Genomic DNA, 21,885 nt, shown 5'->3' with positions numbered 1-21,885 from the left:
GGGCCATGTGGACCGACATGCGTTCCCAGCCGGTCCTGGCAGGGTCGCCCAGCCTGCACGTTCATCGCGTTCGGCCGTACGCTCACCCGCACCGGCCCGGCAGGACATCCCGTCGGGCGGCTGCTCGCCGACGGCGGTGTGTGGCAGGATGCGGGCGACGGTGCGGAGGAACTCCGGTGCGGGCCCGAGGGCCCAAGTCCGGGGCGGGCCCGCCACTGTGACCGGGGAGCTGCCTCCCGCAGATGGCCACTGGCAGCCGGTGCGAGCCGGCCGCTGGGAAGGCCGGGAGTCGGCGCCGGTACCCGTGCTGTACAAGCCGGGTGCCGAGATCCGGGAGCCAGGATATTCCGGCCGTCCCGTAGCCAGGCACTACCTGCCCGGGCGCGGCCCGTTCACGGTGGCGTGGAGAACCGCCGACATGGGAAGGACTTCCCTCATGGTGCCCTCGTCCGGCTCCGATTCAACCCGTCGGCCTGCCGCCGCCGACCCTGCCGTCGGCCTGCGGCTGGAGCGCACTCTGGCCGCCATCGCTCCCGCGGACTCCGTCGCCGCCGCCTCGGCCCGTGACCGCCAGAACCACCTGACCAAGCCACCCGGCTCGTTGGGCCTGCTGGAGGACGTGTCGGTCCAGCTCGCGGGTCTGGCGGGCAGCTGCCCGCCGCCGATGCCGGAGCCGGCCGCGGTGGCCGTCTTCGCCGCCGACCACGGTGTCCACGCCCAGGGCGTCAGCGTCTGGCCGCAGGAGGTGACGACTCAGATGGTCGCCAACTTTCTGGCCTCCGGCGCCGCGGTGAACGCCCTGGCCGCTCAGACCGGAGCCAGGGTGGTCGTGGTGGACGTGGGCGTCGCAACTCCGGTGCCGGCCTCGGACACGACTCCGGGCATGCTGCTGCGACGCCGGGTCCGGGCGGGAACCGCGGACATGACCCGCGCTCCGGCCATGACCCGCCAGGAGGCCGTCCAGGCCATCGAAGTGGGCATCGGCGTCGCCGCGGAACTCGTCGACAACGGCTCCCGCTGCCTGCTCACTGGCGACATGGGCATCGCCAACACCACCGCGTCCGCGGCGCTGATCGCCGCGTTCACGGGTGCGGACCCGGACGACGTGACCGGTCACGGAGCGGGAGTCGACGACGCGACCCGACGGCACAAGGTGGGGGTGGTGCGTGAGGCTCTGGAGTTGCACCGACCGGACCCGCACGATCCGGTCGGGGCGGTGGCGGCGGTCGGCGGCCTGGAACACGCGGCGATCGCCGGGTTCGTACTGGGCGCCGCCGCGCACCGGGTCCCGGTGATCCTGGACGGGGTGATCGCCTCGTCGGCGGCTCTGGTCGCGGCCGGGCTGTCCCCGGATGCCCTGGCCGCCTGTGTGGCCGGACACCGTTCGGTCGAGCCCGGGCACACCATCGCCCTGCGGCACCTCGGCCTGTATCCTCTGGTCGACCTGGGGCTGCGGCTCGGTGAGGGCACCGGTGCCCTGTTGGCTCTGCCGCTCGTCCAGGCGGCGGTGCGTGCCTTGCGCGACATGGCCACATTCGACTCCGCCGAGGTCTCGGACAAGGACCGCTGAATCAGCCCGCCGGACTGGGCCGACGCCTGGGCACCGTCCGGCCGACCTGTTCTGCCGGGTGGTGCGGACAACCGATCGGGGCGCCCGCACCACCACGCGAAGGTTCACCGTCCTGGGCGGCGAGTTGCTCCGAACCAGGGGGGTGGATGGCGGGACGTCTGGTTACGGCACCGTAAGTAGGTGTTCCGGACCCGGCTACCATCCTTGCGAGGACCCATGAGCACACCCCGGACCAGGACCGATCTGCCCTGGCTGATCCAAGGCGGAATGGGGGTGGGTGTGTCCGGCTGGCGCCTGGCTCGTGCCGTCGCGCGTACCGGGCAGTTGGGTGTCGTCTCCGGTACCGCCCTGGACACCCTGCTGATCCGGGTGCTGCAGGGCGGTGACCCAGGCGGCCACCTGAGGCGGGCGCTGGCCGCCTTCCCCGTACCGGAACTTGCCGATTCCATACGGGAGCGCTACTTCGTCGAGGGCGGGATCGGCGGCGGCGAGCGGTTCGCGGCCACACCCCGGCTGACCGCTGACGAAGCGTGCCCGGCCCGGTCGCTGACCGTCGTGGCCAACTTCTGCGAGGTGTGGCTCGCCCGGGAGGGCCACGAAGGACCGGTCGGCGTCAACTACCTGGAGAAGGTCCAACTCGCCACGGTCCCCGCCATGTTCGGCGCGATCCTGGCCGGCGTGGACTATGTGCTGGTCGGTGCGGGCATTCCCGCTCAGATTCCGGGCATCGCGACCCGGCTCGCCCAACTGCAGCCCGTCACCGCGCGCTTGGACGTCGACGGTGACGACAAGCCTGTAGAACTTCGCTTCGACCCGGCCTCAGTGCTGTGCGGAGCGCAGCCGGAGCCCCTGCGCCGTCCCGACGTCCTGGCCATCGTCTCGCTGCCGGCCCTGGCGTCGTATCTGAACCGTTCCGCGCAGACCACCCCGGACGGCTTCGTCGTCGAAGGCCACCGCGCCGGCGGGCACAGCGCGCCGCCGCGCGGACCGATGCGGCTGGACGAGCAGGGCGATCCTCTCTACGGCCCCCGGGACACCCCTGATTTCGCGAAGATGGCCGCCCTCGGCCTGCCCTTCTGGATCGCCGGCGGCCAGTGCGGACCGGACCAGCTCCGCCGGGCGAGGGCAGCGGGTGCGGTCGGCGTCCAACTCGGCAGTGTCTTCGCGCTCTGCGAGGAGTCCGGCCTCGATCCGCGGTTGCGGCGGGAACTGGTCGACCGCGAGCTTCGCTCCGCACTGACCGTGCGCAACGACCCTGCTGCCTCTCCGACCACGTTTCCGTTCAAGGTCGCCGACCTGCCGGGCACGTTGGCCGACCCCCGCGTGAGCTCCGCACGCCCCCGAGTCTGCGACCTCGGCTATCTGCGCACCCCCTACCGCACCGAGCGCGGCGCCGTCGGCTATCGCTGCCCGGCGGAGCCCGGCGCGATGTACGTCCGCAAGGGCGGTGCCGCCGAGCAGACCGAAGGACGGCAGTGTCTGTGCAACGGCCTGCTGTCCGCGGTCGGGCTCGGACAGCGCCGTCCGCACGGCATGGTGGAACCCCCCATCGTCACCATCGGCCAGGACCTCGGCTTCCTGCGGCAGATCGCCCCCCAAGGGCGGCCGTACAGCGCGGAGTCGGTGGTGCGATGGCTGTCCGCGGGCCTGGCCGAAGCGCCCGTGTGAGGGGTGCTCCGGACGCGCCGTCCCGGGAGAGCGTCCGAACCTGGTGCCTGACAGCAGGCCAGGTCGCTCGATCCCGGGAGGCGCGCGGATCAGCGAAGTCCGGCGAAGAGGTCGTTCTCGGGTACCGCCGCGCTGGTGGTGTCCTGGACACGGACGAAGGTCTCGACGCCCATCAACTCGGTGAACCTTTTCTGGCCCATCTTGAGGAAGAAGATGTTTTCGCCCTGGCTGGCGTGCGCGGCCAGGGCATCGAACTTCTGAGGGCCGAACGCGGTGGTGTCCACCCAGGTGGTGATCTCCTCGTCGGGGAGTCCGATCTCGGCCATGGCGGCGGCCTCCGCGGGATCCGGCTCCTCCCAGTCCGCACCGAACTCGCGCATGACCTCCCCGAACCGCTGCATCATCGAGCGGGGCGCCGTCGTCCAGTACACCTTCGGCGTCGGCGTGGTCATCGCCAGCGCCGCCATCGTGATGCGATGTGCCTGGATGTGGTCGGGGTGGCCGTAGAAGCCGTTCTCGTCGTAGGTGACGACCACATCGGGTTGGTAGCGGCGCAAGAGTTCCGCGAGTCGGGCGGCGCCCTCCTCCACGGGTGTCTGCCAGAAGGATCCCGGGGCGTCGTTGCTCGACCAGCCCATCATCCCGGAGTCGCCGTAGTCGAGCATCTCCAGATGACTGACCTTCAGGATGTCGCAGCTCGCCTCAAGTTCTTGACGTCGCATCAGGGCGACGGCCGCCGGATCATGGCCGGGATCGCCCGGCTTGACACCTCCCGGTCCGTCACCACAACTGCCGTCGGTACACGTCACGAGGACCGTGCGGATGCCCTCCGCCGCGTACCGTGCGAGGACACCTCCCGTTCCAGTGGCCTCGTCATCCGGGTGGGCGTGCACCGCCATCAGCGTCAAGGGCCGGTCATTCATCAAGCAATCCTCCTGTGCGAAAAGGCGTCGGTCCGAGTCTGCGGCAGGCGTATGAGGAGTCGCCCCGATATCGGGTGACCGTGCATACCGCGGACCCGGGGGCCCGGATCGCGTCGTGGCGGACGAGTCTTGTGTCCCGCCGTGTTCCGCCCGCGCTGCCCCGGCCCCTCGGCTGGTGTAACGGTGCTGGCCGGGTCGGCTGTTCCCGCCGCGCTGAACAATGGGGGCAGCGGCCAGGAGTACTGGCTCATCGCGGGCATGCAGTGGGCCGCCCGCGACCAGCATGCCTAGATCATCAGCATGAGCCTCGGCGGCGGCCCCACCGACGGCTGTGACCCGATGAGCGGGGCCGTCAACGAACTCAGCCTTGAGACCGGCGCCTTGTTCAGCATCGCGGCCGGCAACGCCGCCAAGCACACCGTTTCGACGGACGTCCACGGCGCCGACGGACAGCGCGGCGTCGGCGACGCTGGCGGCCCGCGCGCAGTATGCCGCGGAGGACGAGGGCTACTACCGCTGGATGCCGCGCGGACGATCAGGTCGCGGAAGCGCGCCAGCCGAAGCCCTTCGGCTGGTCCTTGCGTCCGGTGTACGCCCGGGCCGCGTAGAACATCCGTTACTGTCCACCGGGCTTGTATCAGGTCATACCGGCCATGGAAACCCGTCCGGAGCCGCGGCCACGCACTCGCACGACCGGCGTGCAGCCCTGGCGGCCCGAGGCCCTGGCGCGCGGCGGAGTCAGCGACTGTCCAGCCTCGTCCTCGCGCTCGATGGCTCGGTGGGCAGGATCTGGACCAGGCCGACCCAGTTTTCCTCGTCTGCCTTGGTGTGGGTGGCTCGAACCCTCCAGCGGCCTGCGGGCAGCGAGACCGGTGCCTGGGCGGGCAACCCACCGTCGGGATATTCGATGTCGAGTTCGGAGCCCGCTTCGGCGGAGTCCATGAGCACGGCTGGGCCGTCCGACACCCATGTGCCGCACTCCACCCACTCGGTGGCCGGGTCCGCGAGGACAGCCTCTGCCGAGGCCTTCAACCCGGCCTCGGAGTCGGCAGCAAGCCACCGCAGGAAGGCTCGGCGCTCAGGCAGATAGCAGCTGGTGGCCGGCTCGTCCGCCAGCACCAGTGCCTGCGCACCGCCTTCGCCAACGGCGATCACACCGGCCAGATCGTCCACCGCACAAGCCAGGTCGTAGTCGTCTGGAGCGGTGGCGTCTCCCGCCATGACCCCGGTCTCCGTGCACCCGCGCCATGTACCCAGCGCGGAGACGGGAATCACGATCAAAGGTCCGCCCATCGACTGCACCCAGACAGGGGAGGTGCGGGACGCATTGGATGCGGTTGACGAAGAGGCGCTCATGCGGTCAGTGTGCCCTCGCCCACTGACAACGCCCGCGCCGCTCGGTGGAGCCCAGCGCAGAGAACGGCTCGGCGCCTGCGGCAACCAGCAGTTACGGGGCAGCCTTTGGGGCGTGTCTGTGAAGTGGATCAAGTAGTGATGTGCTGACCCGGCAGGGCCGTATGCTGCACTCGCATGAAGGATCTTGGCAGTCAGATCGCGTACTGGGACGGCGTGGGTGCGACGAAGACGTTCACCCACCCGGTGCAACTCAGCTGGCTGACGGGGGTGGATCCGGACGCTCGGGTCCTGGACTACGGCTGCGGATACGGTCGTGTCATGGCCGAGCTGAGCGAGCACGGCTTCCGTGACGTCTCCGGCGTGGACCTGTCTCCCGCGCTGATCGAGCGGGGCCGTCAGCTGCGGCCTGACCTGCGCCTTACCGTCCTGGAGTCCCCACCGGACCTGATTGACGCCTCGGAGAGCTTCGACGTCGTCCTGCTGTTCGCAGTGCTTACGTGTATCCCCGACGCCGATGCTCAGCGGGCGCTGGTGGACGAGCTGAACCGCGTTCTCGCACCTGGTGGGCTGCTCTACATCAGCGACATGGTCTTGCAGGACGACGAACGCAACTACAGCCGCTACGCGGCCTACGCCCGGCAATTCGGCACACCGTACGGCGTGTTCGCCACGGACGACGGTGCGGTGTGCCGGCACCACGATGTTGCGGAGCTGCACGCTTTGTTGTCGGACTTCGACCTGGTGGACGAGCGCGGCATCGAGGTCGCCACGATGAACGGCCACCGGTCGCAGGCGGTGCAGCTGCTGGCCCGCAAGCGGTAGCGGTCACAGCCACTCGTTGATGGCCGCGATCAGCACCATGGCCTCGTAGCGGGCGGAGAGCGTGTCGCACCGCGTAGCCACCGCTCGGTGACGCTTCAGGCGATTGATCCCGCACTCCACCGCGTGGCGCTCACGGTAGTCATCCTTGTCGAACGTCGGCGGCCGGCCGCCGCGGGAGCCGTGCGCCTTGTCCGCGCGCACATTGTCGGGCCGGGTACGCGGCCTGTCCCGGGCCGGGCCTGGGCACGCGGATGCGGGCCAGGACGACCTGGAACTGCGGGGAGTCACCGCGCTGCCCGGCCGTGACCACCAGCGACATCGGCTTCTGGGCCTGTTCGATGGCGAGGTGGATTTTGGTGGTCAGTCCGCCGTGTGAGCGTCCGAGTCCGTGGTCGGCGGGCTCGGAGAAGACCCTGCCGGGTAGCTCGACTGCAGATCCCTTTTTGCGTTCGCTGGCGGCATGCTGGTGGGCGCGGGTGATCGTGGAGTCCACCGATAGGTCCCTGGCGCTGCCAGCGGCGGAACAACCCGCGCACGGTCTCCCACGGCTCGCATCGTTCCGGCAGGTCTCGTCACGGTACCCCTGTCCGAGCACGGAACCGCATGCCGTTGATCAAGTGCCGCTCGGTGTGAACCCGCGGCCGACCGGGCCTAATGCCCGTGGGGAGCAGCGGTTCCAGCACCGCCACTGAGCTTGGCGTTTAACGCCGCTGGTTACTCGACCGGCTCAGGTCTTCGGGATCTTGGCCCATGTGACGCGGCCGTTCCTCACGCTTCGAGATCTCGGATCTCCCGCACATCAGGCGCCGCTGTGGGGACCTCGTGGCGGGCGGCGCGGTACAAGGCGAAGCGAGCGAACACATAGCCGACGGCGCCGGAGAGGAACCACAGGATTTGTACCCATGGCGTCCACCAGGCGACCAGCAGGGTCAGTCCCCAATAGCCCGTGACGACCCAGCTGATGGCGACATCCAGCTGTCGAGCCGACCTGTGGGTGTCAGCGGACGACGAGTCCATGCGCGCCGCCTGGGTCTGGATACTCGATCGGCAGACCATGAGGAGGAACACGACCAAGCCGAAGAGCGACGTGGCCAGCGGGTTGTCCGGGTGATGGCCCATGATCGCGGTGACGAACGGCAGAAAGCCTGCCAGGAGCATCAAGGGAAAGTGAAGCGTCATCATGACGCCGGGGACGTAGCTGACCCGGTCGAGCACCGCGTGGTGCTCGCGCCAGACGATCCACAACACGAAGAAGGCCAGGGCGTACGAGTAGAAGGCTCCGGCTTCGTGGGCGAGGAAATGCCACAGGTGCGAAGCGGCCTGGGCCCCTGAGGTGCGGGGGGTGACATCGAAATCCCCACCCTCAGGTTGCGGAAGCTCGATGGCCAGCAGCGTCATGGCTATGGCCAACACCGCGTCGGTGAGATAGGCCAGCCGCTCAGGCGACTGTCCAGCTCGCGTCTTCTCCACTTTTCGTCTCTTTCGTAGCCTGCCGACCGCCGGGACCGTACTCCCGGCGCTACGGCTTCTCGCGTGGTCCCATGCTCCGGGTAGGCGGTGTCCACTTTCCAGGGCACGCAGGGGCCAGGGCTGTCCACTCCTGTCCGGTCCCAGGGGTCTGTTCACACTGAGCTTGGTGCGTATGGTCGGCGGGTTTGGTGTTCCTTGATCGACTCAGCCCGTTTGACCGCCTTACCGACGTCATGGTGCCTGGCCCGGTGCTTGTTCTTCGGGCCGGGAGGCCGTCCTGGGCCCCGCCGGACCGCTTCGGCACGGCCGCCGGGCATGCCGCCGTCACGCGGATGTCGCGAAACCCGCGCCGCGTTCGGGCGGGGGTGCGCCGACGGGGTTCGGCTGCCTTCGGGACCACCCCCAACACGTCCTGGGCTGCGGGTCCCTCGTCGGCGCCGCCCTCCTATGCGGGGAACCCGGGCTACACGAACATCGGCGTCTCCGCGTACCTGGCCGAGCACCGCGCCCGGGCAGGCGGACAACTACCTCGAGGGAAGCGTTCGACGTCTCAACTCGCTGGCGCAGGAGCCTTGTTGGATGCCTGTCCTGTCGCACTCGACCTACCCCATGCCCTGGTCGAGCGGGTCACCATGCTCATCGTCACCAGCGAGGGCGACCGACGTGAGCTCCTCTCGCGCCGGGTGGTGAATGACGAGCCTGAACTGCTGGAACGCATCGCGGAAGTCCCCGGCCGGCAGCCGGCCCCGATCACGCCCGCAACCCCGCCGGGGAACCCTCCGACAACCCGGCCTCCGCGCCCTGCGTCGGCGTCGCGTTGGTGTGGCGGAGTCGTTCGCCGTACCGGAGGCGGCGTGGTTCAAGGCAGGGGGGACTGGCGCATGTCGAGGTAGCAGCGGAGCCGGACCCCATGTTGCCCGGGATCCCGACTCGTGCGCTCGACGGTGGTAATGGCCCACATCGCGGCTAGTGCGGCGTGAAAGGCGAAAGCCGTCTGGTCATCGGCGGCCGCGATGTCGACCACCACCAGCCCCGGCTCCGACACGCGCACGTCGTGAATCACGTCCATGACCGGCACGACGCCCTCCCGGTCGCAACGGGTTCGTCCGGAGCTCACTTTTCACCCGGTTGGACGCCCCAGGCGAGCCTTCATCCGCCCGTGCTCAGCGCAAGACGTCCAGTCGGGTGCGAACGCAACGCCGCAACTTCGCACGGGTGCCTCGACGTGCTGACTCGTCCGCTGATTGCGGCGCTCATGGCCGAGGCTGCCTTCCCGGACTCGGTGAGAGCTGCTCCGCCGTCCACCTGCAACCGGCCTGATCTCGGGGAGCGGCCGCACCGCGTACGGCATCGCAGCGCCGGTGTGCAGACCCGGCTGGCGATCTTGTCGGTCGTTGGCCGCTCGCCCTCCCAGACGGCCAGGTCGTAGCTCATGCCCGGAGGCTCTCACAACGCTGTGACAGACCTGTCAGTCCGCCAACAGCACTCGCAACAGCCAGAGGAGACGACGCCTACGAAGAAGACGGCACGGCTCAAGCCGCTGGACCCAGCGCCCGGCGACTTCGAAACTTGGGCGGCCTACTCCCTCTTGACGTGCCGTTGCGAGCGCAGCCTGGGACGCTCAGCGGGGAGTGAGGCAGGCTTCCAGGGCCGCCCGCTGGTGCGTGGGCAGGTGGTCGCCGAGAGGCACCTTGCGGGGACTGTGATCGCCTTCGCAGATCCAGCTCCGCTCATCCTCATCGAACCACCAGTCTTCGGCGCCCCACATGGGGTGGCCCTGGAGCAGACGCCTGGCCAGGGCCTCGCTCGCCTCGGGAGCACCCTGAGCGGCGAGGGCGCGGATCACGGCTGCCACCGCTTCTTCCGGGACCGAAGTGTCGCCCAGTACAGGAAGGAGGAGAAGGAGCCGCGCATGGGGGTCTGTGACTCCAACGGTGGATTCCGGTGCCTCCAACAGGGCAGCGAGCTCGGGCCAGCACAGCCCAGGTCCGATACGGTCCTGATCGTCGCTGGCCAGCACAAGATCCTGTCTCCAGTCGGGGTGGGTGAGGAAGTAGTCCGTGGTGGTGAACTCCTCGCCGCTGTTGTAGTGCACGACGATCGTGAAGCCGCCGGTCAGAGGCACTGTGAACACTGGCCATGCCACTGGGTCCTGGAGCTTGTCCAGCATGGCGTCCGCGTCGCCCGCGTCCGAGCCGAAGGCATCTGGCGGCATGCCCTCAGACAGGTCGGCCAAGTGCGCGGGCCAGAAGCCGGGCTCATCAAGGAGCGGTTGCCCGTCCACGACGGGCGACGAGGAGTACCAGTGCCGTGCCATCACCATGCCGGGATTCTCTCCCTGCCTGACGAAGAGTGTGCGAGGCCCCCCGCTCTCATAGGCCGACCGACCTGACCGCACAGCAACGTGATGTGTCTATGCGGTCAGAGCACTGGCAACGCGGCACGCTGGTCCGTCGATCCCGCCGCGGCTCAGGGGCGGAGGGCCGCGCCCTCGTCCACGGGCAGCGCCACGGGCTCCTCCGGCGGTCGTGCGTCTGTCTCCTGAGTGACGGAGTCGGCATCGGGCGTTCCACGTCCCCCGCGCGCGGTCGTCGCCCGGTTCATGCGGTGCAGCACCAGATGAAGTACGGGTATCAGCACGCAGGTGACCGCGGCGGACTGCCACAGCAGTTCGTCCAGTCGGCCGGCGGCCAGATACGCGCCGGCGGCCACGGCGGCCAGCGCACACACGCCGCGGTCCACGATGCTCTCCACCGACAGCAGAGTGGCGCGCGGCGCGGATGTGGGGATGGCGTCGTTGATGAGCTTGCGCTGCACGGGATAGGCGAACCCGGTGATCGAGGCGAACGCGCACAACAGACCGACCACGGCCCAGGGACCGCCGACGGTGGTGCCCGCGAGGGCGGCGGCGAGCGCGACGCTCAGCGTGGACACCCATGCCGTGGGCGACAGCCGGGGGCTGAGCCACTGCGGGCGCGCGGAGGCCACCGCCTCGGCCACCGTCATCGCCGCGAGGACGCCGCCGTGGGTGCTCTCTCCTATGCCGTGCTCCAGCAGTACCGGCTGGAAAAGGTTGACCTGGCAGATCCGGGACAGCGTGAAGACGGCCACGCCCTGGACCATGAGCAGGACCAGCCATGGTGAGGAGCGCAGGGCGCGCAGGGCGGCGCCCGTGTCGCGCAGCAGGGTGCCGCTCCGCCGGCCCTGGGCGCGCGGCCCGAGGCCCGTGTCGAGCGTGGCGAGCCGTGGTAGGGCGAGGGCGCAGCCGAGGGAGCCGGCCGCGCTCGCCGCGCTGAGCACGTACGGGGTCTGCGGGGCCAGGGACATCAGCGGTCCGACGAGCGGCCAGCACACAACCTTGGCGGCGAGTCCGAGTGCGCGCGCCGTCCCCTCCGCCCTGAGGTAGTGCTCGTCCGCTCCTTCGGCGCGGAGCCCGTCGTACAGGCAGGCGCTCGCCGCGCCCGACGTGAGGGAGCGTCCGGCGGCGATGGCGAGGAAGTGGAGGAGGAAGCCCGTGTACGACGGGGCCAGCACCGGGACCATGTTCGCCGCTGTCATGACCACCGCGCCCGCGCGCAGGCAGTTACGGGCACCGATGCGGTCGGCGACGACGCCGGTGGGTATCTCGAACAGACAGAAGGCGATGTAGTAGATGCTCTGGATGCCGAAGATCTGGCCGTCGGACAGGCCCGCGTCGCGCTGGTAGGCGTAGAACACGGGCATCCACCACAGCAGGTTGAACAACAGCTGGAACCCGTTGTTGAGGCGGATGACGCGGCGTGCGGTCGGAGTCAGATCGGGTCGGGGAGCGCGGTGCCACGGGACGGGCATACGACGCCTCACCGGGCGTAGGGGCGGACCTGGACCAGCTGGAAGGTCCCGCCCGCGGTCATGAGCCACTCGATGTCCAGGGCGTCATCGGGGTCGTCCTCGCTGAAGTGGGACTGCAACAGGCGCCCCACCAGGGCCAGCCGCGCCAGTGACGCGCGCGTGTCCCCCGGGAGGTCCGCGCCCGTCGAACCGACGGCCACCGTGCGCCCGCCGCCCTCGACCGTGTTGTACAGGTACTGGTGCGGCAGCACCGTGCCGTCGACCACGTTTTCGGGCGAGCCGGACGAGCAGTTGAGGTACACGTTGCGGAAGTCCTCGCGGCGGGTCGGATTGCAGGTCACCAGCACACCTCCGAGGTCGGCCGGCTCATACTTCTGGATGATCACTCCCATGTAGGTGTCGTCCAGGGAGATGCCGACCTGGTGCCGCAGGCGCACGCTGCGCGGTGACAGCAACGATGCCCACACCTGCCGTACGGCGTCCATCAGCTGTTCCGGGCCACGCACCGTCGTCACCGAGTCGTAGATGCCGGCCGCGGAGAACCCCGGCAGATCCTCGGCGTTGGAGGAGGAGCGCACCACCAGCCGCGATGCGTCGGCCAGTAGTTCCGGCACCGAACCGGTGATGGCGCGGGCCACCTCGTCGGGCATGGGCGTGCTGTGCATGAGGTGCTGGAGGTCCAGGGACAGCGAGTCGATCACGTCGAGTGCGTCGAGTTCGAGCGCCATCTTCAGCTTGCCGATGCCCTGTTGCAGCGCCGGCGAGGAGGCCAGGAACAGATCGTGCAGGCGGAACGGCAGTGCCACGCCCTCGGGTGCCCGGACTGTCTGCGCGACGCGTTCGGCCGCCTTGGCGCGAAGCCGCTCCACGGGCGCTCCCGGCTCGCCGAGCCGGGAGGCGAGGTGCGTGAGCAGATCGGGCCGCGGCGGACGCGGGCGCGTGTAGTACGTGGTCAGGTCGGCGGTACGGCTGTCCAGGACGTGGTGCAGTTCGCCGAGGTTGGCCGCCTTGGTGCCGTAACTGTCGCGGTCGGCCCGCCGCAGCCGGTGCAGGGCCATGACCGGTGTGTCCCCCAGGCGGGGTGTGTCGAGGCGGATGCGCTGCTGGTGCCAGACGGGCCTGCACAGTTCGGGCGGGGAGGACAGCCTTTCCAGTGTGACGGCGTCCTCCTGCACCTGGTAGCGGACCCACGCGCCGTCCAGTCCCTCTCGCCGCACGACGGTGTCCAGGTCGCGGACGATGGCGTTCGGGATGCCCCAGCCCGAAGCGAGCACGTTGGTGTGCGAAAGCGGCGTGGTGGAGGCCGTGTTGACGAACCCGGCGACGCGGGGCACGTCATCGGGCAGGCAGGCCATCGCGACGATGTCGGCCCAGCCGAGTTCCGCGGCGGCGCTGCGGTATTCCTCCCGGCTGCGGAAGTATCGCAGTCGCCCTTCGGCCACGCCCGGGTTGAGGCAGGTGCGGGTCCGGTTGCCGAACAACTCCTGGCTGAGAATGCGGGGAACCCGTGCCTCGCTGATGGAGGCCAGTTCGTGCTCCTGGCCGTGGTTCGCGGGCTTCAGCAGCAGCGGAAGGCGTCCGTCCACCCGGCCGCGGACGAAGTGGTGGAACTCCTCCAGCAGCGCACCGTGCATGGTGTCCGCCTCGGTCGTCTCCAGGACCAGGAAGGGCCGCTCGGAGCCGTCGGGCTCCTCGTCGCTGTGCAGGGACAGTACTCCCAGCAGGAAGCGGCGGTCCGGCGCCATGTACACGGATGCGTTGAACGCGTCGAGATCCGCGTCGAGTTCGTCCGACGTCATGCCGAGGATGCGGGTCGCGATGTAGTCGGCGTGAAAGGGGTGCACGCGGGTGTCGAGCAGATGCCAGGTGTCCTCGGCGCGGTCGACCACGACCTTCAGGTACGGGTGTCCGGCGAGCACGCCGGACAGCGTGCGGAACAGCGGCAGCGACAGGTTGGCGCCGACGACGGTCCGATCGGCCGCAGCGTCGGGGAGGCCGGTCTCGTCGAATGCGAGAGTCATGCGCGTGCCTCCTCGGCGACGTCCGTGGGCAGGATGCGCGGCAGCGCGTCGATCAGGGCGGTGAAGTCGCGGATCACGGCCTGCGGCCGGTCGGCCGACAACACGCACAGGCCTGCCATCGTGTTGGCGCCGGCGGCAGGGTCGTAGACCGGCACGGGGGTTCCGTCCGGCAGCGAACTCTCGCGTACGACGGAAAGCGCGCTGCCCGCGCCGACCGGGGCCGATCGGACGACCGCTGAGGAGTCCCAGAGGTGGCGGCGGGACCAGGGAGTGCCGTTCCGGTGCACCGCCAGGACCACCAGGGATCCGGCCGCACCCGCGGCATCCTCGGGCGTCAACGCCCGAGCGGGCCAGGCAGGTGAACCACCGAGCAGCTGATCGGTGAACATGCCGATCATGTCTAGGCCGAAGACCTCCTCGATCTGCGGCACCGTCATCGCGCCCCCGAATCGTGCGGCCGTCTCGATGACCCACATACGACCGTCCCGGCCCAGCTTGATCTCCGTGTGGGTGCCGCAGTTCTCCAGCCCCAGCGCGTTCACCGCTCGCCGGGCGAGCTCCACGATCACGCGCTGAGCCGTGCTCCCGACGGCGGCCGGGGTGATCCCGGCGCGCTCGGTGAACGGCACCACCGTGGGCATGCGCCCGCTCAGGCAGACCGGGCGGAAGACTCCGTCGGCCACCACGCCCTCGACGCTGACGTAGTCACCCCAGCCGGGGTCGTCGTACCACTCCTCGGCACATCCGCTGACGATCTCCTCGACGATGAAGTCCTCCGACGCGCCGCGAACATGCAGTTCGGCGAAGCCGAGTTGCGCGGACTCCGCCATCACCGCGCGCGAGCGCTGCCAGGCGTCCTGGGCGTCTTGGGGCTTGTCGATGATCTGGTGGGCGGTCGAGCCGGCGCTCCAGGCCGACTTGAATAGTAATGGGCATGACAATTCCATGGCCGCCCGGCTCAGTTCGGCGACGCCGGTGACGGTGCGAAACCGGGGCTGCGGAATGCCGCCACGCTCCCACGCGGCGCGCATCAGGCGTTTGTCGCGGGCGAGTGCGGCGGCGGGCCCGGCACCCTTCAGGCCGAGTTGCCGGGCAGCCTCGGCGACCGCGACCACCGCGTACTCCGAGAACGTGAGGACGGCGTCCGCACCCACCTCGCGCGCACGGGCCGTGATGAGCTCGACCAGGTCACGTCCCGGTGCGTCCACGGGGGTGACGACCGAGGCGCACAGCTTCGCGGCGTCAGCGGCCACGGCGACCGGCAGGTCGCTGAGTGCCAGTAGGTGCACCGCGGACCTCGCGGCCACCCGCGTCAGCGCGTACCCCACTGGAGGTCCGCCCTTGGCATGCACGTACAGCACCTTGCTCACGGAATCCCAACTCCTTCCAGAACACCGGGCGGGGGACTTCCCGCGCCCGTGCGGCGGTCGGCGACCGGCGGGCACGTGGGCGCATCGGCCGCCACCGCACCGTCTCGTTCAAGCGAACCAGCCCCAACTCGCCTCCAGCAGGCCGTGACGCACGAACCACTCAGGCAAATGCCCGACTGCATCTGCTGATTGGCGCCATGTGAAGGTTTGGTGATGCGCTAGCGCCCCGCCGGTGCGAAGAAGAGGGGCGCCCACCTTTCTCGCATGCCCCCGGAGGTCACGGGTAACGCATGAGGTGTCACCCAAAGTGATGTTGTGCAGGGTTGAAGGAGTTGGGCCGTGGACGAGGTCGATTTCAAGACGTTACTGGCGTCCCTTCCGGTGTCCTGGTGGGAGGCCGACAGCGGACTGAGTGTGGTCGACAGCGGGGGCGGTGCGTTCGACGACGAGCGCACCGCCCGCCGTTTTCTCGAAACCCTCCGTACCGACCACGGCAGTCCGTCCGGCGCGCCGGACGCCGGCCCCTATCAGGCGCGGTTCGAGGGCCGGACCTTCGATGTGAACTGGCCGGACCTCGGCGACGGGCCGGGGCGGCGCGGCAGCAGGGGAGTGGCGATCGAGGTCAGCGGCCGGTCGGACGGCGGTCCCTACGCCTCGTTCGCCGACCTCGCCCCGGCCGCGGCGTTCGTGCGCGACGCCACCGGCCACTACCTCTGGGCCAATTACGCCTATGCCCACCTGTACGGCACCACGCGCGACGCCCTGGTCGGCCGCCACCTCTCCGACGTCGACGCACCCGGCGACGTCGTCAGGTTCCTCGCCCTGGACCAGGAGGTGCTGACCCGAGGCCGTCCTGTCAGGCACGCCCTTACCTATCGGCGCGCCGACGGCTGCTCCGGGCACGCGGCCGGCTATCGCTTCCCCGTCCGTTGGGGCGCGGCGCGTTGTGTCGCCGGTATCTACGTCGACGTCACCGACTACACTCGGGTGCTGGAGCAACGACGCCGGGCCGAGGCTGATTTGCACGCCCTGCGCGACCGCAGTGGGCTGCTGTGCGTTCGCCTGACCCCCGACGGGCGGGTGAGCGAGGCCGGCGCCGCGGTCGCCGACGCCCTGCGCGTCCGCCTCTCGGACCTGATAGGCCTGTCGGCCGACACCCTGCTCGCCGAGACACCGGAACGGGCTGACCTGTACCGCATCTGGGACGACCTGATCAGCGGCCGGCGCAGAAGCGCCCACACCTACGCCGTACTCGTCGACCGTGACGGCTGGCAGCGCCGGGCCCGGATCCATCTGAGCACCGTGTGCGGCGCGACGCATGACGTTTCCGGTGTGTGGGCCGTCGGCAGCCACCTCGGCCTGCGTCATCGTGCGCAACCGTCCCTGACCGCGGCCCACGTACGCATACTCGCCCTGCTGGCGGCCGGGCGCAGCAACGCCGACATCGCGGGGACACTGCACCTCTCACGGCAGACGGTCGACTACCACATCAGCCGCCTACGCGTCCTCCTAGGCGCCGCGACCCGTCCCGCTCTGGTCGCCCGGGCCTATGTCCTCGGCATCCTCTCCGCACAGGCCTGGCCGCCGCGGCCGGCGACGGCGGCGCACCCCTACGGCCCGGTCTGATCGATCGGAGCCGTACGGCCGGGCCGGAAGTCCTGCGGCCGCGTCCGGCGGATCTGTTTGATCTTGATATGACCGGCTCGCGGGTGACCGACGATTCTGAGGGTCGGGGAGGTCGGGTCCTCTGGCGCGGTGGCCTTGTTGCTGATGTGAGCGGCATTGGTGCTCGACCCCTCGATCCGTACCGCCCGGCCCTGCGGGACGATCAACTGAATGGTGCCGGTTCCGCAGCGTGCCTCGACGGCGACGCCCCGGTGCCTACAGACTGCCTCGGTGAAGTCGAGCACGATGCTCAGCATCCTGCATTCGGCGATGATCTTCCGGGGAACCGTCCAGCGGCCGTTCCGCTTGATGTCGCTCAGGCTGGTCCCAGGGTGTGTATCGAGTGTCAGCCCCCTGCCCGGTCAGGCTGCCTTCGCGTCCTCACCGGCCAGGAACGGATGCAGCAGCGTGAGGAGGGCGCGCGGCCGGTGCAGCGGGATGATGTGGCCGCAGTCTTCGATGACGTGTCCGGTGAGATCGTCGGCGAACGGGCGGAGTTGGCGTTCCAGCGCAGCACCGACGGGCCGGGCGCCCAGCGCCATCGTCGGCACCGTCAGGCGGGCGGTGGTGACCGCCTGCTCGATCTGTACCGCGCTCTCGGGCAGGGACCGGTAGTACGAGAACGCGCAGCTCAACGCGTGGCGGCCGGTGTATGCGCGGACGAAGGCGTCCCGGAGGTCGGGGCGCACCCCGTCTCCGAGCGTGCCGGCGCGCAGGAACCAGTCGATGTAGGCGGCCTCGTGGCCCTCCAGCACGGTCTCGGCGAGGCAGGGCGCGGCGGAATGGAAGCCGAACCACCACGGCGGCCCGTCGGCGAGGAAGTCCTCGGCGCCGGACAGCCTGCCCAGCAGGGACTCCATGACGACCAGGCGCCGGACGAGACCGGGGCGGCGCAGAGCGAGGAGGAAGGCCGGCGGCGTGCCCGCGTCGATGCCCACCACCGCGGCCGAGGACACGCCGAGCGTGGCGAGAAGCGCCGCGGCGTCCTCGGCCAGGGTGCCCGCGTCGTACCCGGAGGCGGCCCGGCTGCTCGCGCCGAACCCGCGCAGGTCCGGCGCGATGACGCGGTAGCGGCCGGACAGGTCGGCCATGACGTCCGTCCACAGCTCCCAGGTGTGCGGGAAGCCGTGCAGCAGCAGGACGGCCGGGCCCGATCCGGCGAGGGCGACGTTCAGTTCGACACCGTTGACGGGGACGCGGCGCAGCTCGGGCATGGAGGGCCTCCAGGTGGTGAGGAATGGTGACAAGGTCACGCTAGGGAACTAGCCTGGTCCGTCCAAGACGGCACTTTCCCTTCAGGTGGTGAGCCCCAGGTGACCACGTCGAGACCCGGTAGACGTGACCAGCAGCCCGGTGAGCGCGGTGACCTGTTGGATCCGCGCTGCCCGACGCGCCAGTTGCTCGACCGCATCGGCACCAAGTGGACGTCGATGGCGGTCAAGGTGCTGGCCGAGGAAGCTCCGGGAGAGCTCCGCTTCACGGAACTGCGACGCCGTATCCCGGGCATCTCACAGAAGATGCTGTCCGTCACGCTGCAGAGCCTGGTCCGCGACGGCCTGGTCGCGCGCCGCGTGGAACCCACCGTGCCGCCCGCCGTCCACTACCGGCTCACCGAGTTGGGCCTGTCCCTCGAAATCCCGCTCTCCGCCCTGCGGGTCTGGGCCGAAACGCACATGCCGGAGATTGGCCGCAACAACCATCTCGCCGACGAGTCACCCCCCAACTAGGCCGTGTAGCCGCTGCCGGCGCCGATGTAGGCCTTGTCGGCGAGCGTAGGAAGCCTGTCGGCGGCGGCTTTGTACAGCGCGGGTAGCACGTGGTTACGGGCCGAGGTGATGTCCGGGGTGGAACCCGGCTCGACGTGGGAGACCCACAGGTCGTTGCCGTTCTCCCGGACCCCGGTCAGCCGGTCGCAGGCGATCAGCGTGCCGTCCAGCACACCGATGCCCTTATGGAGGGAGTGGTAGCCGGTGGCCTACGTGGGACGTCGAGCGCGGCGGCATAGGTGACCAACGTGAAGCACCTGATTCGAGCGGACATGGTCTTGGCAGACCAGGCCTATCTGGGGCTTCATGCCTGCCCGGCCTCGTGGCGGACGCGGAGATCACTTCGCTGGCGAAGCCTCAGTGGGTAAGAGCCACGCTGCGCTCAGCCCCAGGTCTTGCCGACCGGTTCGAGATGGTCGGCGTCCGGGCGCCCGGCGCTCAGGTGGGCGGTGAGGAAGCGGGCGGCGCGGTCGAGTGCGGCGTCCGCCTCGTCGAGGCGGCCGTAGTGGTGCTGGAAGACGTGGGGGAGGCCGGGGCCGACTTCGAGCGTGACCTCGACGCCGTCGGCGCCCGCGCGGCCGGCCAGCCGAACCGCGTCGTCGAGGAGCACCTCGTTCGCCCCGACTTGGACGAGGAGTGGAGGCAGTCCGGTGAGGTCGGCGAAGACCGGACTGGCCAGGGGATGGGCCCTGTCACCTGCGCCGACGTAGAGATCGGCGTAAGCGCGCAGGTCGGCCTCTGTGAAAATGGGGTCGGCGCTCTCCTTGGAACGGATGCTTTCGCCAGCGAGGGTGAGATCGGCCCAGGGGGAGAAGACGACCAGGGCGGCTGGTTGCGGCAACCCGGCCTCCCGGGCGGCGAGCAGCGTGGCGATGCTCAATCCGCCACCGGCGGAGTCACCCGCCATGACGAGGTCCCGTGGGTCGGTGCCCGACGCCAGCAGCTCGCGGTAGGCCGCGAGCCCGTCGTCGACAGCCGCGGGGAAAGGGTGCTCGGGCGCCAGCCGGTAATCCACCGACGTCGCGCGCAGCCCGGCGTGGCGCGCCAGTTCACCGACCAGCCCTGCGTGGGTGTCCGGTGAGCCGATGACGTAGCCGCCGCCGTGCAGGTAGAGCAGTCGGCCGCGGCGGGAGGCTTCGGCCGGCTCCAGCTCCAGTGTCGGCCGCCCGCCCAGGACGGTCCTGCGGGTGACCACGCCCTCCGGCGCGGGGCGGGCGACAGCCGCGGCGAAACCGCTGCGCTGCTCCTCGGGAGTGGGCCGCACCTTGCTGCGAGGGGCGGAACGGAGTATGGCGTCCAGGGCGTCGCGCTGCTGTCGGGACATGCGGGGCCTCCATGGGTCGGGGTGCGAGGATGGATTCCTTGGAATCCACCTGCCCGACCCTAACCGGATTCCAAGGAAGATGATTCCCAGGAATCTATTGGAGCTAATGTGAGCCACATCACCCCGATCTTCATTGATCTGGTCCGCGTCGAGACCCGGCTCTACAACGCGGTGAGCGCCCGGTTGCGCGACGAACAAGGGCTGGGGCTGGGGCAGTTCGAGCTCTTGGAGATCATCGACCGGGTGCCGGGGTGCCGCGTGCTCGACATCGCCGGCGAACTGGCGATCACCGTGGGGGCCGTCAGCAAGGCGGTCGACCGGCTGGTGGCCGCGGACTGGTGCCTGCGGGTCGCGCACCCCCAGGACCGCCGCTCCTCCGTCCTCCGCCTCACACCCGCGGGTGAGAAGCAGTTGTCCGCTTCCCGCCCCATTGTCGAAAGCGAGCTCGTCTCACTGACCGCGGCGGTTCCCCCCGACGACCTGGCCCGCATCGCCTCAACCCTGGCCATTCTGCGCGCAACGCTTGAGGCGGGCTCCACCGGCCAGCCGGGATGAGAGGACGTGGCCCGCGAATGGTCCGCCCTCACTGTGGTCTGGTCCCAGGCCGTCTTGGATGTCCCGTCGGGCGAGGACGCTGATTCTGCGCTTCGCAGCATTCGCTGGGCGGAACTGGCCCAGGGCCTCGTATCTTGTGGCCACTGGGCACTTGGCCCTTGTGGCGAAGTGCCGGCGCGGGGTGTTCGACGACGAGATGCTGACGCGCTGCGAAGAGATCAGGCGCGAGGTCTGCGAGGACTTCGAGGCGGAACTGAAGGAGTTCAACGGCCGGATCAACCACGCCATCATGGACGGGCACCTGCGGTCGCCCTCATATTTCTCCGCATCGTGCGGCGGAGCGCCGTTGGCAATCGTCAGCCAGCACATCGAACAGCAGAAGCGTCCGCCTACTCGCGTCACCCGGTTCGGCAGGCGGACGGCAACCGCCGCGGACGCCCCCGTCCGCGGCCCTCGGCGCCCCGGTCCCGGACCGCTTTCAGTATCCGGCCGAACTGATCCGCGCGCAGTCCGGTGAAAGTCTCCACTCACACGTGCTCAGCGGTCCCCACCTAGAGGCGTAGGACAGCGCCCGCGGCCTTCCGCAACACCCTTTGGACCTGGGCGCCGGAGGTTGAGGTGCGCCACGCCTACGCCGTTCCCGGCGCACCCGTGGTGCCGAGCAGCCTGTCCACGAGGAGTTCCGGGTAGCCGGAGGCCGGCGGGTCGATGCCGAAAATCGCCCGTAGGTAGAGCGGTGCGATGAGCTGGTCGAGGATCTGCTCCACGGGCGGGGGATTCTCGCCACGGGCCGCGGCCCGCTCGCGGATGCGCTCAATGGAGTGGAGTCGGCGCTGGAAGTGCTGTGCGCGTTCCGCCTGCATATGGCCGCTGCTCGGCATGGACAGGGCGACTGCTCGTACGAGGAGGCGGCCTTCGGGTGTGCGGATGCTCGCCACCCCCGCTTCCGCCCAGGCGGTGAGGTCCCCGCGCAGGGTGCCGGTGTCGTTCAGTGGCCAGTCGCGTTCGAGGCGAGTGGTGACCACGTCGGCCAGGAGCGCCTCACGACTGCCCCAACGCCGGTAAATGCTGGTGTGGTTGACCCCGGCGTGTTGAGCGATCGCGGGAATGGTGAGCTCCGCGCCCCCGGAGGCGGACAGCAGGTCGATGACCGCCTGATGGACGGCCGAGCGGACCTGCTCGGGGCTCTTGCGGATGCGTGGGGTCGGCTGTTTCGAAGTCACCCCCACATCGTAAGCACAGATGTTTGCTTCACCGTGCTCGCGGGTCTACAGTCCTTCCGTAAGCACAGATCCGTGCTTAGCCACTGAGGAGAGTGTGTGATGAAGCAGCTGCTGTTCCCGAACAACATCCAGTTCTGGTACGAGAGCCTGCGTTCGATGAGTCACATCGCTTACGGCGGTGCGGACTTCGGTGAGGTCGTCTCCACCGCGGAGCGGATCACCGAGGGTGACTACGACAGCTGGTACACGGAGTGGCTGGCCACCGCCGACCGCGTGTCCCAGGAGGCCGGGAAGGCGCTGGCGGCCGGGCACCAGGTGAGT

Annotated in this window: 19 protein-coding genes, 4 pseudogenes and 1 riboswitch; of the genes and pseudogenes, 8 read left to right on the top strand and 15 right to left on the bottom strand. The window is 69.7% G+C overall.

Features of this window, described 5'->3' with window-relative positions; translation table 11 throughout:
* The first annotated feature begins 166 nt into the window (after window positions 1–166).
* A riboswitch (cobalamin riboswitch) is annotated at window positions 167–347 on the top strand.
* Between the two features lie 71 nt (window positions 348–418).
* Both cobT and IPZ69_RS41205 read left to right on the top strand, forming a co-directional pair.
* Window positions 419–1,570 (top strand): nicotinate-nucleotide--dimethylbenzimidazole phosphoribosyltransferase, encoded by a 1,152-nt coding sequence (gene cobT / locus IPZ69_RS41210; RefSeq protein WP_308407594.1) that lies wholly within the window; start codon window positions 419–421, stop codon window positions 1,568–1,570.
* 216 nt (window positions 1,571–1,786) lie between these two features.
* Window positions 1,787–3,238, top strand: coding sequence for a nitronate monooxygenase (locus IPZ69_RS41205; RefSeq protein ID WP_235459880.1), 1,452 nt, complete (start codon window positions 1,787–1,789; stop codon window positions 3,236–3,238).
* 89 nt (window positions 3,239–3,327) lie between these two features.
* Here IPZ69_RS41205 and IPZ69_RS41200 read toward each other — a convergent pair whose 3' ends face one another.
* The 3 genes and pseudogenes from IPZ69_RS41200 to IPZ69_RS41190 all read right to left on the bottom strand — a co-directional run bounded on the left by IPZ69_RS41200 (window position 3,328) and on the right by IPZ69_RS41190 (window position 5,517).
* Entirely contained in the window at window positions 3,328–4,161 is an 834-nt protein-coding gene (locus IPZ69_RS41200) for a PIG-L family deacetylase (RefSeq protein ID WP_235459879.1), read from the bottom strand.
* 524 nt (window positions 4,162–4,685) lie between these two features.
* Window positions 4,686–4,924, bottom strand: a pseudogene (locus IPZ69_RS48130) (IS630 family transposase); the annotation flags it as partial.
* On the bottom strand, window positions 4,900–5,517 hold the full coding sequence (locus IPZ69_RS41190) for an Imm21 family immunity protein (RefSeq protein ID WP_235459878.1): 618 nt from the start codon (window positions 5,515–5,517) through the stop codon (window positions 4,900–4,902). The pseudogene IPZ69_RS48130 and the gene IPZ69_RS41190, both read right to left, overlap by 25 nt.
* 174 nt (window positions 5,518–5,691) lie before the next feature.
* On the opposite strand from IPZ69_RS41190, the gene IPZ69_RS41185 reads away from it, so the two are divergent.
* The gene (locus IPZ69_RS41185) at window positions 5,692–6,339 is read left to right on the top strand and encodes a class I SAM-dependent methyltransferase (protein WP_235459877.1); all 648 of its coding nucleotides are present in this window, start codon (window positions 5,692–5,694) and stop codon (window positions 6,337–6,339) included.
* Window positions 6,340–6,342: 3 nt separating this feature from the next.
* Here IPZ69_RS41185 and IPZ69_RS48000 read toward each other — a convergent pair.
* The 7 genes and pseudogenes from IPZ69_RS48000 to IPZ69_RS41145 all read right to left on the bottom strand — a co-directional run bounded on the left by IPZ69_RS48000 (window position 6,343) and on the right by IPZ69_RS41145 (window position 15,031).
* Window positions 6,343–7,028: pseudogene (locus IPZ69_RS48000) on the bottom strand (transposase).
* Between the two features lie 79 nt (window positions 7,029–7,107).
* Complete coding sequence (locus IPZ69_RS41170) at window positions 7,108–7,809, bottom strand: TMEM175 family protein (RefSeq protein ID WP_235459876.1); 702 nt, start codon at window positions 7,807–7,809, stop codon at window positions 7,108–7,110.
* An 859-nt stretch (window positions 7,810–8,668) separates the two neighbouring features.
* Window positions 8,669–8,878, bottom strand: coding sequence for a DUF6207 family protein (locus IPZ69_RS41165; RefSeq protein ID WP_235459881.1), 210 nt, complete (start codon window positions 8,876–8,878; stop codon window positions 8,669–8,671).
* Between the two features lie 552 nt (window positions 8,879–9,430).
* Window positions 9,431–10,132: a hypothetical protein gene (locus IPZ69_RS41160; protein WP_235459875.1), complete on the bottom strand. Its 702-nt coding sequence runs from the start codon at window positions 10,130–10,132 to the stop codon at window positions 9,431–9,433.
* A gap of 146 nt (window positions 10,133–10,278) precedes the next feature.
* Entirely contained in the window at window positions 10,279–11,640 is a 1,362-nt protein-coding gene (locus IPZ69_RS41155) for an MFS transporter (RefSeq protein WP_235459874.1), read from the bottom strand.
* A gap of 8 nt (window positions 11,641–11,648) precedes the next feature.
* On the bottom strand, window positions 11,649–13,661 hold the full coding sequence (locus IPZ69_RS41150) for a PEP/pyruvate-binding domain-containing protein (protein ID WP_235459873.1): 2,013 nt from the start codon (window positions 13,659–13,661) through the stop codon (window positions 11,649–11,651).
* Window positions 13,658–15,031 (bottom strand): ATP-grasp domain-containing protein, encoded by a 1,374-nt coding sequence (locus IPZ69_RS41145; protein ID WP_235459872.1) that lies wholly within the window; start codon window positions 15,029–15,031, stop codon window positions 13,658–13,660. The genes IPZ69_RS41150 and IPZ69_RS41145 overlap by 4 nt, the downstream gene beginning before the upstream one ends.
* Before the next feature lie 339 nt (window positions 15,032–15,370).
* On the opposite strand from IPZ69_RS41145, the gene IPZ69_RS41140 reads away from it, so the two are divergent.
* Window positions 15,371–16,657 (top strand): PAS domain-containing protein, encoded by a 1,287-nt coding sequence (locus IPZ69_RS41140; RefSeq protein ID WP_235459871.1) that lies wholly within the window; start codon window positions 15,371–15,373, stop codon window positions 16,655–16,657.
* Here IPZ69_RS41140 and IPZ69_RS41135 read toward each other — a convergent pair.
* Window positions 16,642–16,953, bottom strand: coding sequence for a hypothetical protein (locus IPZ69_RS41135; RefSeq protein WP_235459870.1), 312 nt, complete (start codon window positions 16,951–16,953; stop codon window positions 16,642–16,644). The two genes, IPZ69_RS41140 and IPZ69_RS41135, sit on opposite strands and share 16 nt — an antisense overlap.
* A gap of 105 nt (window positions 16,954–17,058) precedes the next feature.
* On the bottom strand, window positions 17,059–17,910 hold the full coding sequence (locus IPZ69_RS41130; RefSeq protein WP_235459869.1) for an alpha/beta fold hydrolase: 852 nt from the start codon (window positions 17,908–17,910) through the stop codon (window positions 17,059–17,061).
* Between the two features lie 99 nt (window positions 17,911–18,009).
* On the opposite strand from IPZ69_RS41130, the gene IPZ69_RS41125 reads away from it, so the two are divergent.
* Window positions 18,010–18,423 (top strand): winged helix-turn-helix transcriptional regulator, encoded by a 414-nt coding sequence (locus IPZ69_RS41125; RefSeq protein ID WP_235459868.1) that lies wholly within the window; start codon window positions 18,010–18,012, stop codon window positions 18,421–18,423.
* Here the strand turns inward: IPZ69_RS41125 and IPZ69_RS41120 are convergent.
* Together IPZ69_RS41120 and IPZ69_RS41115 are read right to left on the bottom strand one after the other, a co-directional pair.
* Window positions 18,420–18,635, bottom strand: a complete 216-nt coding sequence (locus tag IPZ69_RS41120) for a hypothetical protein (protein WP_374295627.1) — start codon at window positions 18,633–18,635, stop codon at window positions 18,420–18,422. The two genes, IPZ69_RS41125 and IPZ69_RS41120, sit on opposite strands and share 4 nt — an antisense overlap.
* 209 nt (window positions 18,636–18,844) lie before the next feature.
* On the bottom strand, window positions 18,845–19,786 hold the full coding sequence (locus IPZ69_RS41115; protein ID WP_235459867.1) for an alpha/beta hydrolase: 942 nt from the start codon (window positions 19,784–19,786) through the stop codon (window positions 18,845–18,847).
* 108 nt (window positions 19,787–19,894) lie between these two features.
* Between IPZ69_RS41115 and IPZ69_RS41110 the strand changes: the two genes are divergently transcribed.
* A complete protein-coding gene (locus IPZ69_RS41110; RefSeq protein ID WP_235459866.1) occupies window positions 19,895–20,341 on the top strand; it encodes a MarR family winged helix-turn-helix transcriptional regulator in 447 nt (148 codons plus the stop codon).
* Between the two features lie 136 nt (window positions 20,342–20,477).
* Window positions 20,478–20,729: pseudogene (locus IPZ69_RS41105) on the top strand (IS200/IS605 family transposase); the annotation flags it as partial.
* Between the two features lie 241 nt (window positions 20,730–20,970).
* Here IPZ69_RS41105 and IPZ69_RS41100 read toward each other — a convergent pair.
* Window positions 20,971–21,564, bottom strand: coding sequence for a TetR/AcrR family transcriptional regulator (locus IPZ69_RS41100; RefSeq protein ID WP_235459865.1), 594 nt, complete (start codon window positions 21,562–21,564; stop codon window positions 20,971–20,973).
* Window positions 21,565–21,663: 99 nt separating this feature from the next.
* Here IPZ69_RS41100 and IPZ69_RS41095 point away from each other — a divergent pair.
* A pseudogene (locus IPZ69_RS41095) lies at window positions 21,664–21,885 on the top strand (dipeptidyl aminopeptidase); the annotation flags it as partial.

Source organism: Streptomyces olivochromogenes (assembly GCF_021538895.1).
In the GTDB taxonomy this organism is placed as follows: domain Bacteria; phylum Actinomycetota; class Actinomycetes; order Streptomycetales; family Streptomycetaceae; genus Streptomyces; species Streptomyces olivochromogenes_A.
Note: the sequence above shows the minus strand (reverse complement) of the source record. Positions and strands in the feature narration are given on the sequence as shown.

Coding starts and splice junctions, on each gene's coding strand:
- IPZ69_RS41205 (WP_235459880.1), top strand. CDS start 1,787: ATGAGCACACCCCGGACCAGGACCGATCTGCCCTGGCTGATCCAAGGC.
- cobT (WP_308407594.1), top strand. CDS start 419: ATGGGAAGGACTTCCCTCATGGTGCCCTCGTCCGGCTCCGATTCAACC.
- IPZ69_RS41190 (WP_235459878.1), bottom strand. CDS start 5,517: ATGAGCGCCTCTTCGTCAACCGCATCCAATGCGTCCCGCACCTCCCCT.
- IPZ69_RS41150 (WP_235459873.1), bottom strand. CDS start 13,661: ATGACTCTCGCATTCGACGAGACCGGCCTCCCCGACGCTGCGGCCGAT.
- IPZ69_RS41165 (WP_235459881.1), bottom strand. CDS start 8,878: ATGGACGTGATTCACGACGTGCGCGTGTCGGAGCCGGGGCTGGTGGTG.
- IPZ69_RS41130 (WP_235459869.1), bottom strand. CDS start 17,910: ATGCCCGAGCTGCGCCGCGTCCCCGTCAACGGTGTCGAACTGAACGTC.
- IPZ69_RS41160 (WP_235459875.1), bottom strand. CDS start 10,132: ATGGTGATGGCACGGCACTGGTACTCCTCGTCGCCCGTCGTGGACGGG.
- IPZ69_RS41155 (WP_235459874.1), bottom strand. CDS start 11,640: ATGCCCGTCCCGTGGCACCGCGCTCCCCGACCCGATCTGACTCCGACC.
- IPZ69_RS41135 (WP_235459870.1), bottom strand. CDS start 16,953: ATGCTGAGCATCGTGCTCGACTTCACCGAGGCAGTCTGTAGGCACCGG.
- IPZ69_RS41115 (WP_235459867.1), bottom strand. CDS start 19,786: ATGTCCCGACAGCAGCGCGACGCCCTGGACGCCATACTCCGTTCCGCC.
- IPZ69_RS41200 (WP_235459879.1), bottom strand. CDS start 4,161: ATGAATGACCGGCCCTTGACGCTGATGGCGGTGCACGCCCACCCGGAT.
- IPZ69_RS41185 (WP_235459877.1), top strand. CDS start 5,692: ATGAAGGATCTTGGCAGTCAGATCGCGTACTGGGACGGCGTGGGTGCG.